Source organism: Polynucleobacter sp. 30F-ANTBAC, from assembly GCF_018882385.1.
Classification (GTDB): domain Bacteria; phylum Pseudomonadota; class Gammaproteobacteria; order Burkholderiales; family Burkholderiaceae; genus Polynucleobacter.
Map to the genome: position 1 here is coordinate 348,205 of NZ_JACVON010000001.1, position 17,518 is coordinate 365,722.

The 17,518-nt window shown below is 42.9% G+C and carries 16 protein-coding genes; 4 read left to right on the plus strand and 12 right to left on the minus strand.

From position 1 onward, the window contains the following. Positions 1 to 15 precede the first annotated feature (15 nt). Positions 16 to 423 (plus strand): acyl-CoA thioesterase, encoded by a 408-nt coding sequence (locus ICN28_RS01415; protein ID WP_216285680.1) that lies wholly within the window; start codon positions 16 to 18, stop codon positions 421 to 423. Positions 424 to 441: 18 nt separating this feature from the next. Here ICN28_RS01415 and ntrC read toward each other — a convergent pair whose 3' ends face one another. The 11 genes from ntrC to hrpA all read right to left on the minus strand — a co-directional run bounded on the left by ntrC (position 442) and on the right by hrpA (position 13,990). Continuing rightward, positions 442 to 1,890, minus strand: a complete 1,449-nt coding sequence (gene ntrC, locus ICN28_RS01420) for a nitrogen regulation protein NR(I) (RefSeq protein ID WP_216285682.1) — start codon at positions 1,888 to 1,890, stop codon at positions 442 to 444. Positions 1,891 to 1,908: 18 nt separating this feature from the next. Beyond that, positions 1,909 to 3,033, minus strand: coding sequence for a nitrogen regulation protein NR(II) (gene glnL / locus ICN28_RS01425; protein WP_216285684.1), 1,125 nt, complete (start codon positions 3,031 to 3,033; stop codon positions 1,909 to 1,911). Positions 3,034 to 3,064: 31 nt separating this feature from the next. Continuing rightward, positions 3,065 to 4,483, minus strand: a complete 1,419-nt coding sequence (glnA, locus tag ICN28_RS01430; RefSeq protein ID WP_216285686.1) for a type I glutamate--ammonia ligase — start codon at positions 4,481 to 4,483, stop codon at positions 3,065 to 3,067. 196 nt (positions 4,484 to 4,679) lie between these two features. Further along, positions 4,680 to 5,516, minus strand: a complete 837-nt coding sequence (locus tag ICN28_RS01435) for a molybdopterin-binding protein (RefSeq protein ID WP_216285688.1) — start codon at positions 5,514 to 5,516, stop codon at positions 4,680 to 4,682. Continuing rightward, complete coding sequence (locus tag ICN28_RS01440; protein ID WP_216285690.1) at positions 5,509 to 6,312, minus strand: EI24 domain-containing protein; 804 nt, start codon at positions 6,310 to 6,312, stop codon at positions 5,509 to 5,511. Before ICN28_RS01440 ends, ICN28_RS01435 begins: the two co-directional genes overlap by 8 nt. A gap of 15 nt (positions 6,313 to 6,327) precedes the next feature. Further along, complete coding sequence (locus ICN28_RS01445; protein WP_216285692.1) at positions 6,328 to 7,284, minus strand: sterol desaturase family protein; 957 nt, start codon at positions 7,282 to 7,284, stop codon at positions 6,328 to 6,330. Then, a complete protein-coding gene (locus tag ICN28_RS01450; protein ID WP_216285694.1) occupies positions 7,285 to 8,058 on the minus strand; it encodes a polysaccharide deacetylase family protein in 774 nt (257 codons plus the stop codon). It lies immediately after the preceding gene. A gap of 43 nt (positions 8,059 to 8,101) precedes the next feature. Next, the gene (locus ICN28_RS01455) at positions 8,102 to 9,127 is read right to left on the minus strand and encodes a YncE family protein (protein WP_255536078.1); all 1,026 of its coding nucleotides are present in this window, start codon (positions 9,125 to 9,127) and stop codon (positions 8,102 to 8,104) included. Between the two features lie 124 nt (positions 9,128 to 9,251). Beyond that, a complete protein-coding gene (locus ICN28_RS01460; RefSeq protein ID WP_216285696.1) occupies positions 9,252 to 9,548 on the minus strand; it encodes a coiled-coil domain-containing protein in 297 nt (98 codons plus the stop codon). Between the two features lie 66 nt (positions 9,549 to 9,614). Then, on the minus strand, positions 9,615 to 9,890 hold the full coding sequence (locus ICN28_RS01465) for a DUF1640 domain-containing protein (RefSeq protein WP_216285698.1): 276 nt from the start codon (positions 9,888 to 9,890) through the stop codon (positions 9,615 to 9,617). A gap of 125 nt (positions 9,891 to 10,015) precedes the next feature. Then, a complete protein-coding gene (gene hrpA, locus ICN28_RS01470; RefSeq protein ID WP_216285700.1) occupies positions 10,016 to 13,990 on the minus strand; it encodes an ATP-dependent RNA helicase HrpA in 3,975 nt (1,324 codons plus the stop codon). Between the two features lie 31 nt (positions 13,991 to 14,021). On the opposite strand from hrpA, the gene argA reads away from it, so the two are divergent. Together argA and ICN28_RS01480 are read left to right on the plus strand one after the other, a co-directional pair. Beyond that, entirely contained in the window at positions 14,022 to 15,359 is a 1,338-nt protein-coding gene (gene argA / locus ICN28_RS01475; RefSeq protein WP_216285701.1) for an amino-acid N-acetyltransferase, read from the plus strand. Positions 15,360 to 15,390: 31 nt separating this feature from the next. Beyond that, positions 15,391 to 15,663 carry an oxidative damage protection protein gene (locus ICN28_RS01480; RefSeq protein ID WP_216285703.1) on the plus strand — a complete coding sequence of 91 codons (273 nt, stop codon included), beginning with the start codon at positions 15,391 to 15,393 and terminating at the stop codon, positions 15,661 to 15,663. A gap of 84 nt (positions 15,664 to 15,747) precedes the next feature. Here the strand turns inward: ICN28_RS01480 and rpiA are convergent, their stop codons facing one another. Continuing rightward, positions 15,748 to 16,440, minus strand: a complete 693-nt coding sequence (rpiA, locus tag ICN28_RS01485; protein ID WP_216286829.1) for a ribose-5-phosphate isomerase RpiA — start codon at positions 16,438 to 16,440, stop codon at positions 15,748 to 15,750. A 116-nt stretch (positions 16,441 to 16,556) separates the two neighbouring features. Between rpiA and tal the strand changes: the two genes are divergently transcribed. Next, positions 16,557 to 17,504, plus strand: coding sequence for a transaldolase (tal, locus tag ICN28_RS01490; RefSeq protein WP_216285705.1), 948 nt, complete (start codon positions 16,557 to 16,559; stop codon positions 17,502 to 17,504). Positions 17,505 to 17,518: the final 14 nt, after the last annotated feature.

The window sequence follows — 17,518 nt, forward strand, 5'->3', positions numbered from 1 at the left end:
TGTAAAGTCTCAAATATGAATGAAGATCACGCAATCAATATCCATAAACCTCATCCAGGAGCAGAGTTAGTCCTCAGGGTGGTGCCAATGCCAGCAGATGTTAATTGGAATGGAGATATTTTTGGCGGATACATCATGGCAAATGTCGACGTTGCAGGAGCCATCATAGCAATGAAAAAAGCAAAAGGTAAAGTTGCCACGGTTGCCGTCAATTCATTTACATTTAAACAGCCAGTTTCAGTTGGGGATCAATTAAGCTTTTATTGCACCATTCAAAAAGTTGGTAAAACATCAATTACAGTTCACGTTGATGTGATTGCTGAAAGACAACCAGAAAACCCTATTACTGTGAGGGTAACAGATGCGACACTAACCTATGTTGCTATTGATGAGTTCGGTAATAAGCGAGTTATTCAAACTTAAATCACTCAAGCTCTTTGATTACGCGTCAATTCCTAATTCTTGCAATTTACGCGTAATCGTATTTCTACCAATACCTAAACGTTCGGCTGCTTCAACTCTCCTACCTCTTGTTACTTCAAGAGCAGCAGTAAGAATAGCTTTTTCAAACTTGGACTCCAAGACATCAAAAACCTCTCTGGTACCGTTTTGCAAAAGTTGCTTAGCAACCAAAGCCAAACCAGACTCCCAGTCACTAGCAGCACCAGAGTTAAACGTAACATTTACCTCCGGAATGACTGCTCCCTCGGGGAGGTCAGCTCCCATCACTACTGCATCCGGAGGTAGATCCTGCGCGCCAATCACCTGAGCTGGAGCCATAACCGTTAACCAATGGCATAGGTTCTCTAACTGCCTCACGTTACCAGGGAAAGGAAGTTGAGCAATAGCATTCAAAGCATCATCGGCTAGGCGCTTAGGATCCATACCCAAAGACTTGGCAGATGTTTGCATAAAGTGACGCGCCAACAATGGAATATCTTCTCGACGCTCACGAAGTGACGGAAGGCGCAATCGAATGACGTTGAGTCGATGGTACAAATCTTCTCTAAATAAGCCCTCTGCCACACGAGTTTCTAAATTTTGATGTGTTGCCGCAATCACCCGCACATTGGCTTTAAGAGGATCATGGCCACCAACACGATAAAAATGACCATCGGATAAAACACGTAATAATCTAGTTTGTAGATCAAAAGGCATGTCGCCAATTTCATCTAAAAATAATGTGCCGCCTTCAGCCTGCTCAAATCGACCTCTACGCATTGTTTGAGCGCCAGTAAATGCGCCACGTTCATGACCAAACAGTTCAGACTCCAACAAATCTTTTGGAATTGCTGCGGTATTTAATGCAATAAAAGGCGCTGAAGCTCTTGGGCTATGCTTGTGAAGGGCTTTTGCTACCAACTCCTTACCTGACCCAGATTCACCCGTAATAAGAACAGTGACATTGGACTGAGATAAACGACCAATTGCTCTAAAGACATCTTGCATCGCCGGTGCTTGACCCAAAATCTCTGTAGACTCTTGCATCTTATCAGCAACATCTTTTGTCTGATTTTGTAAGCGTAAACTTTCATCAATTGCGCGACGGATTAATTCAATAGCTTTCGTTAGATCAAATGGCTTGGTAATGTACTCAAAAGCCCCACTTTGAAATGATGAAACAGCTGAATCTAAATCTGAGTAGGCCGTCATAATAATGACCGGCACATTGGGGTGCTCAGCTTTAACCTGCTGCAATAGATCAATGCCATTACCTCTTGGCATGCGAATATCAGAAATTAGCACTTGTGGCTCTTGTTTTTCATCAAATGCATCCAGAACATCTTGTGGATTACTAAAGCTGCGGTAAGGAATTTGTTCACGTTGCAGTGCCTTTTCCAATACCCAGCGTATTGATTGATCATCATCCACAATCCAAACTGGTTTCATATTCATATCCAATACTATTTAAGCATCCCCGCTTTTCATGCGGAAAGGCATTTGCATCTGAAAGTCGGTTGATCCAGGCACGCTTGAACATCCAATGAAGCCAAAATGCTGTTGAACATAAGTTTGAGCCAATGTCAGACCTAAACCACTACCGCCTTCCTTACCTGAAACCAAGGGAAAAAATATCTTATCCTTAATTTCCTCTGGGATTCCAGGACCGTTATCTTTTACATGCAAGTCCAATGCCAGTTTGTATCGTTGCTTACTAATCGTTACATTTCTGGCCACCCTGGTATACAACTCAATCACAGCTGTTCCCTCAGCAATTTGATTCCTAAGAGCTTGCGCAGCGTTATGAACCACATTCAATACCGCCTGAATCAATGCTTCCTTATCTCCTAAAAGATCAGGCAAGCTAGTGTCGTAATTACGTTTGATCGTCAACCCCTGAGGAAACTCCGCCAAAACCAAACTCCGAACACGTTCTAAAACCTCATGGATATTGACGTAATCATCAATATGTTGTTTTCTGTGAGGTGCTAATAGACGATCCACTAGAGTTTGAAGTCGATCCGATTCTTTAATAATGACTTGCGTGTACTCATGAAGGCTTCGATCTGGTAGCTCATATTCCAAGAGCTGCGCAGCACCTCTAATGCCGCCCAAAGGATTCTTAATTTCATGAGCTAGATTACGCATTAAGCTTTTATTGGCTTCTACTTGCTGAAGTAACCTGGCATCTCTTTCGCTTTGCAATTGCTGATCAAGCGGTAACCACTCCATGAGAACTAAATTAGGGTCTTCTAAGGCGCCTACAACCATGTGGGCCGTAATAGGCTGGTGATCCGCACGCGAAGGTCCTGGACCAAGCTGCAAATCTTGACGCTGCGCTTCGATCTGGTCGATCTTCACAGCATCTAACATTTTGATTAATTCTGGGTGATGACCAAATAAATCATGAATACTCAATCCCTCTAAAATTTTCCTTGAAAGATCAAGGCTAACCTCAGCCATTGGGTTGGCATAAACCACCATTTGATGGTCGTAATCAACCACCAACACAGCATTAGGTAACTGATCCCATGCTGAGTAGGGAGAAAAAAGGGCAGCTTTAGCTGCCCCTTCTGCTGGTTTGCGCAACATTTCTGCGCTTCCCTTTGCTCTACTCTCTCAATTAGAGTGAATAGTACATATCGAATTCGACTGGGTGAGCAGCCATACGGAAGCGAGTAACTTCTTCCATCTTCAATTCGATGTATGCATCAAGCATAGAGTTTGTGAACACACCACCACGAGTTAAGAACTCACGGTCAGCATTCAATGCCTCAAGCGCTTGATCCAAGCTGTTACATACTGTTGGAATCTTTGCATCTTCCTCTGGTGGCAAGTCATACAAGTTCTTGTCAGCAGCTTCACCTGGATGAATCTTGTTTTGGATACCATCCAAACCAGCCATCATCAATGCAGCGAAACAGAGGTATGGGTTTGCCAAAGGATCTGGGAAACGAGTCTCAATACGACGACCCTTAGGATTTGATACGTGAGGAATACGGATTGAAGCAGAACGGTTACGTGCTGAGTAAGCCAATTTAACTGGTGCTTCGAAACCTGGAACTAAACGCTTGTATGAGTTAGTACCTGGGTTTGTAATTGCATTCAATGCGCGAGCGTGCTTAATGATACCGCCGATGTAATACAAAGCGAGATCTGACAAACCAGCATAGCCATTACCTGCGAACAAGTTTTGACCATCTTTCCAGATAGACTGGTGAACGTGCATACCTGAACCGTTGTCGCCAACGATTGGCTTAGGCATAAATGTTGCTGTCTTACCGTAAGCATGAGCCACGTTTTGGATCACATACTTTTGCAAGATAGTCCAGTCAGCACGCTGAACCAATGTGCTAAATCTTGTGCCTAATTCGTTTTGACCTTGACCAGCCACTTCATGGTGATGAACTTCAACCGGAATACCAAGCGCTTCAAGGATTAAACACATTTCAGAACGCATGTCTTGGAATGTATCTACTGGTGCTACTGGGAAGTAACCACCCTTTTTACCTGGACGGTGACCTGTATTGCCATGTTCAAATGTTGTTGCTGATGACCATGGTGCTTCTTCAGATTCAACTTTGAAGAAACAACCTTGCATGTCGTTGCCCCATGTTACGCTGTCAAATACAAAGAACTCTGGCTCTGGACCAAAGTAAGCTGTATCACCAATGCCTGTGCTCTTTAAGTAAGCTTCAGCACGCTTAGCGATAGAACGTGGGTCGCGGTCGTAACCTTTGCCATCTGATGGCTCAATAACGTCACATGAAAGAACCAAAGTTGGCTCTTCATAGAATGGGTCAATGTAAGCTGTTGAAGGATCAGGCATCAACAACATATCTGATGCTTCAATACCTTTCCAACCAGCAATTGAAGAACCGTCAAATGCATGACCGCTCTCAAATTTATCTTCATCAAAGTGTGAAACAGGCACTGAAACGTGCTGCTCTTTACCTTTGGTATCTGTAAAACGGAAGTCTACAAAAGTAACTTCTTTTTCTTTCGCAAGCTTCATTACATCTGCGACGGTCTTCGTGGTCATGCAAATCTCCTGTTAAACAATCTCAAATAAGTTATTCGACTAACCTTATCAAATAACCAGCTATTACAAATTATGCACAAAGCATGCCAAAACAAACTTCATGACTTTCCAGCATTTTAGGCTAATAAAATCCTAAGAGAAAAACTTAATTGCACCATTTTAGTGCAATTAAGCACCAGAATAGACTTTTCCCTTTTTAAGCACCATTTATGGGCAGGTCATGGGTTTCATGTCCTAAATCCTGAACACCCTGCCGTAACAGTGGTAAAACTGCCAGAACATCATCTGACGAACCCTTTAAACCCAATTCAATGTGGCGTCGAGCAAAAATACCCCCTCGATTAGGGTCCCCAACCGATGGCAGACTAAAAACCCTAACCCCAGGATAAGAACTCTCAATATGCTCCATTAAAGGGGTTAAATTAGCCTCCATAGCTAAAGGAACAATAAAGCTTCGCTCTAAATGATCTTGCTGATGACAAAGCTCTGGATAAAGATGGTCTAAAACCCAAACCATCATGGGCTCGGCCATGACAGGAAACCCAGGTAAAAAGTGATGCTCATGAATTCTAAAACCAGGAATCTGATTGTAGGAGTTCGGGATGATCTCACTACCAATGGGAAACTCCCCCATTTTCATACGCTGTAGATTTTCGCGGGTACTCAAGTCTGACTTAACTGGATCACCCTCGGCATTCGTAATGATTCTCTGGGTAATCAATGTTTTAGCTTCAGGATGCAAGACCAACTCAACCCCTAAAGCCGCGGCTGCGCATTGCCGCGTGTGGTCATCAGGCGTAGAACCAATACCACCCGTACTAAAAACAATATCTCCACTCGCAAAACTTCGTTTCAAAACATGGGTAATCGCCTCACGATCATCCGCCACATACTCCACATGACTTAAGGAAAGGCTTCTATCTGATAAAAGCTCAATGAGCTTGGTCATATGTTTATCTTGGCGCTTACCTGACAAAATCTCATCGCCAATCACAATCAGTCTAAATTTTCTAAGGGTAGGATGATTAGACATCAATGACTCCATTTAATCTCTCGAGTCGCAAAGCCTCCAAGAGAAAATGCGCAAACCAGAGAGCTGAAAAAATGAAAACCATGGAGTAAATCCATAGCGCAAAAAATGAAACTACAGGAAAGAAAACCAAAGCGAAGGCTGAAGTTGCCCAGAAGAAAGTTGGAACAGCCCCCATCAATCCAGAAATAACACCCATCGACAATAAGGACCATTTATGTTTAGTGATCAACGATATGCGCTCTTCCTCGCTAGCATGTTGAGCAAGGACATCATAGGTCATCAAACGCATGGTGAGCCACCCCCATAACAGAGGAGGAATGATAGCGACCATGGGTGGTATCCACCAAAATGGCAACGTCATCAAAAGCAGAAGCAGGCACATTAATATAGAAATGAAAGCGTAACCAATACTACCTAGCAAACCACCGCCTTTAGCTTCGTAAAGTGTTGAGTAATTTTTTTGTTTGCTTAGGTGCCTAACTACCGCAGGCACGGATGTAAATGCAACAAAAATCAATAGTGAGATGGTAATCAATGGAATCATCAGCCCAACAAATAGCAGTGGCGCAACTACGGCACGCAACTCTTCCCAACCAGCGGCAGTCATTAAGTCAGCCAGCCATGAAGTGATGAATGAGTTGGTAATCAATTCACTCATGAGTGCAATTGATCTTTCCCAAATGAAAAAGAAAATCAGGCCCCATAACAAACTAATAAGAATAAATGGCCTAAAAGTGAGCCAAATAATTCTAGGATGCAATAAGCCAATGAGTGCCAAACCAAATGATCGAAACACGTTCTACCTTAAAAATTATTTTGAGAGTAAAGATTTGAAACTGTGGACTAAACCCTGCCATTGATGACGAATCAGATTGTTTGAAACCGTTAAACCCCTAACCCCTGTCGGATAAATATCCTGACTAAATCGAGCCGTTCTAAACAGCATATCCCACCAAGGAAACAGAACGCCAAAATTACATCCACCCAGAACCCCTGGCCGCCCTTCTACTTCATGACCCATGCCAACAGCATGATGAAAACGATGAAATTTGGGGGATATCAGAACATACCCAAACCAACCATGATCTAAATTTAAGTTGCCATGTTGCCAACTTTGGATAAGTTGCCCTAAAGCAATGATCCATAAAAATTGAATCGGTTCAACTCCAATCATCAATGCAATAACTGCAAAAAAAGCAGAATGTATTAAGTCATCAAAAACATGATTTCTATTGTCGGTCCAAACCGTCATCCTTTGCTGGCTATGATGCAGTGCGTGTAACTGCCACCACCAATTCCAATGATGTGATGCACGGTGATACACGTATTCAAAGAAATCAATGATGATCAAGTAAATCAAAAAACTAACAAGTGGAATGGATGTGATACCAGGCAACCAACTTTCAACATTTAAGCGCTGAAAACCAAAGTCATGAAGTTGTGCATCAAACCAAAAAAACAAGTCTGAAAAAAGTAGAAAGAGAGCCAACTTAAAAACACCCAAGCGATGGATCAAGGTATAAAAAACATCAGTTAACTGTTGATGACCCGGATCCCCAGCAATTTTTTCTGCGGGAATTAATTTTTCAATCGGCTTAAAAACCAAAGCAATGACCAAAACTTGGATGAAACCCAAGAGAAACCAGTCAAGTCCGGTCATAGCATCATCAGCGAAACCCATACCGTTAAAAGCATAGAGAATAGGCAAAACAATGTTTTGCATCATCCATTCTTGGATACTTGAATACCAGGTTACCAATAAACTCATCTACTCAATTATTCTTGAAATTTGAGAATTTTGCTTGGCTGAGCGAACTGTTTCAAAACAGTACCCTTGACTTTTTAAGCCCACAATCAAGGGTTCCAAAACGGTAGGTGCCCAAGCATCCTGCCGTGACCAAATACCTAAATGCGCCATCAATATATCGCCAGCTCGAATGTCTTTAAGTGCTTTATCTAATAAATAGTTGTTAGAAAACTTTTCAGATGACAACTCATCACCCAAAAAACCAGCTGGGGACCAACCCACATGGGTATACCCACAAATATGTCCCATTTCAATATAACCAGATGAAACCTTTCCCCCAGGTGCTCGCCATATAGGATCCAAAGGTGAACCTGTCATTTTTTTGAAGCGCTGATTAACCAACTGTAACTCTTGGCACAAGCTTGCTTGGTCTGTTACCACCTTCTTACCGGCACTTGGACCAAATTGAGGGCGAGTCAAAACCTTATAACCTTCCAAATCACGAACAAAATAAGTGTGATGGTAAGTATGGTTGCCAAAAGCATGGCCGTCGCTTTTTAAATTTTTCCAAAAAGATGCCCAAGAGTCATCTAGAGAATAATCACCGCGCTTTGTTTTTTCATTAGCCAAAAAAAATGTGGCTTTGATATGGTTTTTTCGCAATGTATCGGCCACTAACTCAGCAACAGCCATGTTGCCAGTATCAAAAGTGAGATAAAGCGGTTTTGAACAAGTGGAAGCGTAAGTGACGGTACTTATGAAATAAAAAGATAGGAAAAAAATCTTCATACGCATCTTTTATCCAATGACTTAAGTTGCAAGGGCCAATAGGTGATGTTTACTTCCACGAGGCACTTGGGTAAAAGAAAATACCATGAGGGCTTTTTCCTACTGGGATGGTCGAAATAAGCTTTCGACTTGGAATATCAATAATACCCACTTTCTTTGAGAATCTAAAAGTGACCCACAATTCTTTACCATCAGGCGTCACATCCATGCAATCCGGTCCCGATGGTAAACCAGTGATATCCGCCACCTTTTCAAGGTTGTACATATCAATGATACTGATTGTTGAATCAACGCGGTTCGTCAAGAAAATATGGCGTTGATCTCCCATGGGCCTGAAGTTATGAGCACCTTTACCAGTTTTGATCTCTTTAATAATTTTTTGGGTTTTCCAATCAATGACCTGAACATGGTCAGAGCCAGTTAATCCGACTAATAAATATTTATCTCCTGGAGTCATCCAAACCCCAGCCGGCATTTTCCCTATTGGCATGCGCCAAAGAATTTCTTGAGTGTCTAATTCAATAGCAATTAACTCATTGGAGTCTTGTAATGTCACAAATGTGATTTTGCTATTGGATGTAAAAGCAATATGGCTTGGTGTTTTGGAGGCTTTAACAATTTTTGTTAAAGTCAGATCTTGGCCTTTGGCTTGATAGATATCCACTCTATCCAATCGATTGCCTGCAGCAATAAACCACTTCTTGTTCGGCGAATAACCAATATGATAAGGGTCAGCAATATCAGGTAATCGGCGTTGCATCTCACCCGTGTTTGGATCTAAAAACACAACATCGTTACCAGCAGCATTAGCTACCAACACAGATTTTTGATCCGGAGTGATCATTAGATGATGGGGCTCTTTACCAACCGGAAAGGTTTTATAAACTTGGCGCGTCGTCATATCAATTAAACTAACGCTTGCCTCACCGGAATTTAGAACAATTGCTGTTTTTCTATTACCTGAATTTGGCGCAACTTCTTTGGCTTCCACCTCATGGTTGGCCAGAACAGTCGAGCCAAAAACCAGCATCAAAGCTAGTACTTTATGAAGGGATATAGGGGAGGCATTGGACATCCCCATATTCTAAGACCCAAAATGACAAAAATCTTAAAAACCCATTAGATTATTTATTAACCCAATTATTTCCACAGTTCACCAGACCAACTAGCTCTCGCTAATCTTGTTGTCCACCAAAAATCTAAGAATGAATGAAGTTATGCTGAACTATCGCCACAATCACAATGGCCCCAAACGCACTCAACATCCACTTGATAGACTTGATTTCAGACTTAATGGATCCTATTTCAAACTTTAGCTCACAAATATCAGCTTTGCACTCAGTTGATAGCTTCTCTAAATCTTGCTTGGTTGCAAGATGACTGTATTGACCCTCAATCAGTTTTTTAAAGAGGCCCATTATTGACTTGGCCTGCTGCAACTCCATTCCAGATTCTGTTAAATCATTAACGGATTGCAAAGTATCAAAAAATATCATTTTTCTCCTTTAGTTAATAAAAATCATTTCCTCAGCCCTGACCCTCCGTTTTTGGCTTGTAGATTTTTATGAATGAATGAAGTTATGCTGAACTATCGCCACAATCACAATGGCCCCAAACGCACTCAACATCCACTTGATAGACTTGATCTCAGACTTAATCGATCCTATTTCAAATTGGCATTCGGATGACAATTTATCGAGATCTTGTTTGGTTGCCAAATTGGCATATTGACTTTCAATCAGTTTTTTTATGAGCTGCGTTATTGATTTAGCCTGCTGCAACTCCATTCCAGATTCCGTTAAGTCATTAACGGATTGCAAAGTATCAAAAAATATCATTTTTCTCCTTTAGTTTTCTGTGGAATGTATGCATCTGTCATCACTATATTTTCGTAAATCAGGCTTATTTGTTATGATTTTTATAAGTATATGCGTGCGAAAAGACCCTACTGAAAAAAGGCACCTTATTTGCGAAGGCTTTCTAAGATTTTCTGAAGACGCTTGGTTGACATTGGAGTTGGTGTTTTCAACTCTTGGGCAAAAAGTGCAACGCGTAACTCTTCCAGTTGCCAGCGAATATCATCAAGCCTTCCATCTACAGACCCGCCATAAACTTTTTGCGATTGAATCAACTTTATCCAAGGGTTATAAATAGACTGCCACTCAGTTTGGAGTTGCGCATCCCTACTCGGATTGGCTCGCAATTTCTCAATACGCAACAGTATCGCTTTGAGATACCTAGGAATGTGGACTAATGATTCATAGGGTGTTTCAGCAATAAATTGAGCATGAATCAATTTCTGAATTTGCTGTGTAACATCTGCATGAGCAGAAGTGGATAAGGCCTTCAATGACGACATCTTTTTCTGCACATCGGCAAAAGCTTGAAGACTTGCTAAAGCATGTCGCGCAATCTCTTGAGAAATGAGAGCTAACTTTGGCTTGCCCGCATCAAGACGCACTTTGAATGTCACATAATTGGTTGGCAGAGGTTCCATTAAACAAGATCGATCCAAAGCCAACTCAATAATTTGGGTCATCAGCACATCCGACGAACCAATGTTCATAAAGAGCAAACCAATATCTCTAGAACCTGGTAATTGTTTCTGGAGAGACTTGATCGTCTCTCTCATGGGTATCGCAAATAACCTTCTTAAACCTTGACGATGAATCTTTCTAGCTATCTCAGGATCGTCAAAGACCTCAATATCGCAGTGCGTTTGATGATCAACTAGCGCAGGATATCCGTACAATGTTTGTTTGCCTCGCTTGATCTCGAGCATTTCAGGCAACTCACCAAAACACCAATCTTTAAGCTGCTCTATTTGAGATAAAGATGATGCAGATACTGGTACTGTTTGCTTTGACTGAACCGGAAGAGACGCACCTTCTTGACGGTCATCCAAAAGCTTTAAGCTTTTAAGAGATTGTAAGGACTGAAGACCCTGCCCTTTTGTTTGAGGTGGTATTACCTTAGAACCCAATTGACTAACCGCACTAGCCGCCACTTCTTGGAATACCTCTCTCGCAGACTGAGCATACTCAGCACGCAATTTGCCAAGATTGCGATCCAAGTCAATTTGTCGACCATATTCATCCACCAAACGAAAATTCATAAAACAATGGGTTGGAAGATTTTCTGGACGATAGTCTGCACGATGCGTTTGGACTTGCGTGTTAGCACGTATATCTGCAATCAGCGCTTCTAAAAAATCACCCTCTCCAAATGAATTAGCTTGCGTTAAGCGCTCAACAAATTTTTTAGCGTACTCTGGTAATGGGACGCAATTTCTTCTTAATTTTTGAGGCAAGGACTTGAGGTACAGCTGTACTTTTTCAATACAAAGTCCAGGGACTAACCACTCACAACGTCGTTGGTCAATTTGATTTAATAGCGCCAAAGGAACAATCATAGTGACGCCATCCTTAGGACTGCCTGGCTCAAAGTGATAGCTCAACTGAACTTCGCCACCCGCCATCTTCATGGTTTTTGGGTAGCGATCCAAAGTGATACCCGCTGCCTCATGGCGCATCAAATCAGACTTATCCAGTTTCAATAAACTCGGATTCTTAGAGTCTGCTTTTAACCAAGCTTCGAGGCTTGCTCTACTCAATACATCGCTCGATAAATGCTGATCATAAAAAGCAAATAAGAGCTCTTCATCAACCAGAACGTCTTGACGTCGTGAGCGATGCTCCAAGGCTTCAATTTGTTTAATTAGCGACTGGTTATGCCAGAAAAAAGATAGGATCGAACCAGATTGTTTTTGGGAGCTAGCAGCCTCTGCTTGGCCTAATAACTCAGCTTCCACCAAAGCTCTTTGAATAAAAATACGACGTGCCTCTTCGGGATCTTTTGGAGAGAAACGTACTTTGCGACCATGGTAAATTGGCAAGCCATAAAGAGTTCCCCTCTCATGTGCCATGACCTCGCCTTGGCGACTATCCCAAAATGGGTCACTCCAAGATTTAACCAAGCGGTGTGCCGCAACTTTCTCAACCCATTGAGGTTCAATCTTGGCAATGGTCCTTGCAAATAGGCGACTGGTTTCTACTAACTCGGATGCCAATATCCAGGCACCAGCTTTTTTACCAATCGTAGAACCTGGCCAAATATTTAGCTTAATGCCCCTAGCACCTTCATAGATGCCGGGACCATTCTTATCATCTTCAGCTTTTTTGGCAATATTGCCCAATAAGCCTGTTAGAAGTGATAAATGGATTTGTTCAAAAGTTGCCGGCGTAGCGTTTTCCTTCCAGCCTTGCTCCAGTAATGAGTGATGCAACTGCCCATGGACATCTCGCCATTCGCGCATTCGCCTTGGAGAAATAAACTTACTTTTACAAAGATTTTCTAACTGGCGATTACTTTGTTTATGAACCAAAGCATCTTGATACCAATCCCAAATTTTTACAAAAGATAAAAATTCAGAACGCTCATCGGCAAAAGTTTTGTGGGCTGCGTCTGCCGCTTGAGAAAATTCCATTGGACGATCTCTAGGATCTTGGCTGGCCATAGCAGTAGCAATGATTAAAACTTCGCGTAAAGCTTGATGCTCTCTTGCTGCTAACAACATTCGCCCAACACGCGGATCCAATGGGAGAGCTGCCAACTGTTTGCCGATCGGGGTTAATGCGCCTTGACGAGGACCTTCAGACTCCATTGCCCCCAACTCTTCGAGCAATTGAATACCATCGGTTATCGCTCGCCCCAATGGTGGTTCTATAAAAGGGAACTCTTGAATACGCGGTAACTTCAAGGCTCGCATACGCAATATAACGGCCGCTAGGGAGCTTCTTAGAATTTCTGGATCGGTGAATTTAGGTCGAGCCAAGTAATCACTCTCGGCATAAAGCCGAATGCAAATACCATCTGAAACACGACCACAGCGACCCGCCCTTTGATTCGCAGCAGCCTGAGAGATAGCCTCTACCTGCAACTGCTCCACCTTATTGCGATAGGAATAGCGTTTAACTCGGGCAAGCCCTGCATCAATCACAAATCGGATACCAGGCACTGTTAAAGAAGTTTCTGCGACGTTCGTGGCCAAGATGATGCGACGACCCCCACCGCCTTGGAAAACCCTCTCTTGCTCTGCCACTGATTGGCGAGCAAATAGACTTAAAACCTCTGCATGGAATTTTTGATTTAGGACATGATCTTTGCGAATCGCTTCGGCACAATCTCGAATCTCCCGCTCTCCTGGCAAGAAAACCAAGATATCCCCAGAGCTCTGAGCACCATGCCCCCATAACTCATTGATTCCGTCCAAGACTGCTTCAGGGATTTCTCGAACCTCTTTCTTACCTTCCTCTTGAAGAGCCCGATATCGGACTTCCACTGGAAATAAACGGCCACTGACCTCAATCACCGGGGCAGGATGCTCTGGCGTCCCAAAGTGTTTGGCAAAACGATCAGCATCAATGGTGGCAGATGTGACAATGACTTTTAGATCCGGTCGTTTTGGCAATAACTGTCTTAAATAACCTAAGAGAAAGTCAATATTTAAACTTCGCTCATGAGCCTCATCGATGATGATGGTGTCGTACGCTTGAAGCATTGGGTCTCGCTGCGTCTCAGCTAGCAAAATACCATCAGTCATCAGCTTAATAGAGGCACTAGAGCTAGTTTTATCCGCAAAACGGACTTGGTAACCGACATCCTCACCAATCGGACTACCAAGCTCTTGGGCGATTCTTTTAGCGGTGGAAGTCGCTGCAATACGCCTTGGCTGAGTGTGTCCAATGAGTTTTTCAGTCCCATTGGCACGTCCCCTGCCCATGGCTAGGCAGATCTTCGGGAGCTGGGTTGTCTTTCCTGAGCCAGTCTCGCCGCAAACAATAATGACCTGATTCTGCTCCAAAGCCTGGGTGATCTTCTCCCGCTGCCCGGATACGGGCAAAGCCTCAGGAAACTGAATTTTCAAATTTTTGGTCATTTTTACTGGTTGCACCCTATAATTTTCCACTATGCCTACTAATCAAGTCCAAAATAATTTTCCCTTCGTTGCTTGGCTGCGCGATGTAGCTCCCTACATCCACAGTTTTAGAGGTAAAACCTTTGTGATTGGGTTTGCCGGTGAACTGGTGCAAAAAGGCGGTTTAGAAGCTCTGATACAAGATGTGGCCATGCTGCATGCCATGGGCATGCGTATTGTGCTGGTTCATGGCTCCCGTCCGCAAGTACAGGAACAATTAGACCTTAGAAAAGTTACTAGTCGTTATGGCACAGGTGCCATGAGCGGTTACCGTATTACCGATCCAGCTGCCCTAGAGTGCGCTAAAGAAGCCTCTGGTGAGTTACGGTTGGATATTGAGGCTGCTTTTAGTCAAGGTTTGCCCAATACGCCCATGGCTGGCTCACGTATTTCTGTCATTTCAGGTAATTTCATTATTGCTAGACCCGTTGGCATTGTGGATGGCGTTGACTTCATGCATACCGGTTTGGTCCGCAAAGTGGACTCGGAGTCAATTCAGCACTCGTTAGCCAATAACAAGATTGTTTTAATGTCACCTCTTGGTTTTTCACCAACAGGCCAGGCATTCAATATTGCTTACGAAGATGTTGCAACAGCTGCTGCTATGGCTGTTAAAGCGGATAAATTGATTTTCCTAACCGAATACAACGGCATTACTGATTTAGAAGGTGAATTGATTAAAGAGTTCTCTTTACGTCAACTTGAAGAACATATCACTGGCCTTACTTTGAGTGAGGCGGATCTGAAGGTTCTTTTGCAAAATGCGATTCGGGCTATTAGATCAGGGGTAAGCCGTGTTCATCTACTTCCACATGACCGTGATGGCGCTTTATTAGAAGAGCTATTCACACACGATGGTATTAGCACCATGATTGCAGCATCCGATATCGAACATTTACGCGAAGCCAATTTAGATGATGTCGGTGGCATTTTGCAACTGATTGAACCTTTAGAAGACGAAGGCATTTTGGTGGCTCGGGGTCGTGACGTGATTGAGCGTGACATCACCCACTTCTCCGTGATTGAACACGACCGGGTTTTGTTCGGCTGCGCAGCACTATTCCCCTACTCTAATGGTGTGGGTGAGTTGTCATGCTTAGCGGTCGATCCACAGGCTCAAGAATCAGGTGACGGTGAACGTTTATTAAAGCGTATCGAAGCAAGAGCCAAAGCTGCCGGCCTTAAAAAGATTTTTGTTCTGACAACCAGAACAGAACATTGGTTTTTAAAACGTGGCTTTGTTCGTGCCAGCGTTGATGACCTTCCAGCAGAGCGTAAAGAGCTCTACAACTGGGAACGTAAATCCATGGTTTTAATTAAAAACTTATAATTAATCACTTAAGTAATAACGGAGTAGCAAGATGACTCGTATGGTTCAATGTATCAAATTAAACAAAGAGGCCGAAGGCTTGGATTTCGCCCCACTTCCTGGCGATCTTGGCAAGAAAATTTGGCAAGAAGTTTCTAAAGAAGCTTGGGCTGGTTGGTTAAAGCAACAAACCATGTTGATTAACGAAAATCGCCTTAATATGGCCGACACACGTGCCCGTCAATACTTACTCAAGCAAGTTGAGAAGTACTTTTATGGCGACGGCGCAGATGCTGTTCAGGGCTTCGTTCCTGAAGCCAAATAACAATTTACTTGCTGTTAAAACAATAAGGACGCCGTAGCGTCCTTATTGTTTTAGAGCTCTTTGCTCTTATGATTGAACTAGCATTTAATAAGTCTGACGTCGAACACCATTCGCGCCACCAATTAAAAGTACATCTGCTTTTCTTCTAGCGAATAACCCATTACAAATCACGCCAGGAATCTGGTTAATTTCAGATTCCATTCGAACAGGATCAACAACATTCAAACCTGCCACATCCAAAATCCAAGCTTGGTTGTCGGTTACGAATACTTGGTCGCTCCCCTTCACCTTCCTCAAGCTCACCTTACCTCCAAGTTCCTCCAGAAACCTGGTTACCTGGGCTTGCGCCATGGGGATAACCTCTACTGGGATAGGAAACTTGCCAATCACATCTACTTCTTTACTTGCATCACAAATGCAAATAAATGAATGAGCTAGCTGTGCCACAATTTTCTCGCGAGTGAGCGCACCACCACCCCCTTTGAGCATATGACCCGCTGGATTAATCTCATCCGCACCATCGACATACATCGGCAAACCAGTCACAGCATTGCTATCCAAAACAATAAAGCCATGCTTTTTTAGGCGGTCCGTACTTGCTTGAGAACTAGAGACCACCCCTGAAAAATGTTTCTGATGAGGTGCCAAAGCATCAATGAATAAATTGGCTGTAGATCCTGTACCAATACCTAAAATTCCGCCAGGAGCCATGTTTTTAAGAACTTCGTCTTTAGCAGCGTCTGCTACCATTTGCTTTAATTGATCCTGAGTAAACATGGTTATTAGTCGCTTATAGGGTTGTTGGATTAAAACTGCCGTCGAAATTTTCTCAAAAATGCCTTTTAAAAAAGACAAATTTCATTTTATACACAGATACATTCTAAAATAGATACATGAGCACACTACTAGAACAATTAAAACAATATACCAAGGTCGTTGCAGACACTGGCGACTTTGAACGAATGCAAGCTTTTTTACCTCAAGACGCGACGACCAATCCATCGCTGATCTTAAAAGCAGCCCAGCTACCCAATTATCAAAATCTCATCAACCAAGTTAAAACGTCAACTTCTGGCCAGCCAGTGGATCAAGTGATTGATGCCTTACTGGTTGCGTTTGGCATTGAGATTTTAAAGATCGTACCTGGTCGCGTATCTACTGAAGTCGATGCACGCCTCTCATTTGACACAGATGCAACCATTCAAAAAGCACGCGAAATCATTGCTGCTTATGAAGCAAACGGTATCTCTAAAAATAGAGTCCTGATCAAAATTGCTAGTACTTGGGAAGGCATACAAGCTGCCAAGGTACTTCAAGCTGAAGGCATCTCATGCAACATGACGCTTTTATTTAGCTTGATTCAAGCAGTCGCATGTGCAGATGCTAAAGCGCAACTAATTTCCCCGTTCGTGGGCCGTATTACTGACTGGCATAAAAAAGCCATTGGAGTAGAATGGCGCGATGAAGTACATGGTGGCCCGAATGATCCAGGGGTTGTCTCAGTTAAAAATATTTACCATTACTATAAGAAGTTCGGCATTAAAACCGAAGTTATGGGCGCTAGCTTTAGAAACATTGGGCAAATTACGCACTTAGCAGGTTGCGATCTACTAACCATTAGCCCAGAGTTATTAGGTGAACTTCAAGGTCATAGCCATGAACTTCAACCAGCTTTAAGCGTCGCCTCATCCCAATCCATGGCCATTCAACCTATCAACGCTGATGAGAAATCTTTTCGTTATCAATTGAATCAAGATGCTATGGCAACTGAAAAGCTATCAGAAGGTATCCGCCTTTTCTGTGTAGATATCGAAAAACTTGAAAAAGTTTTGCAAGCGTAAATTAGCTCCAACGC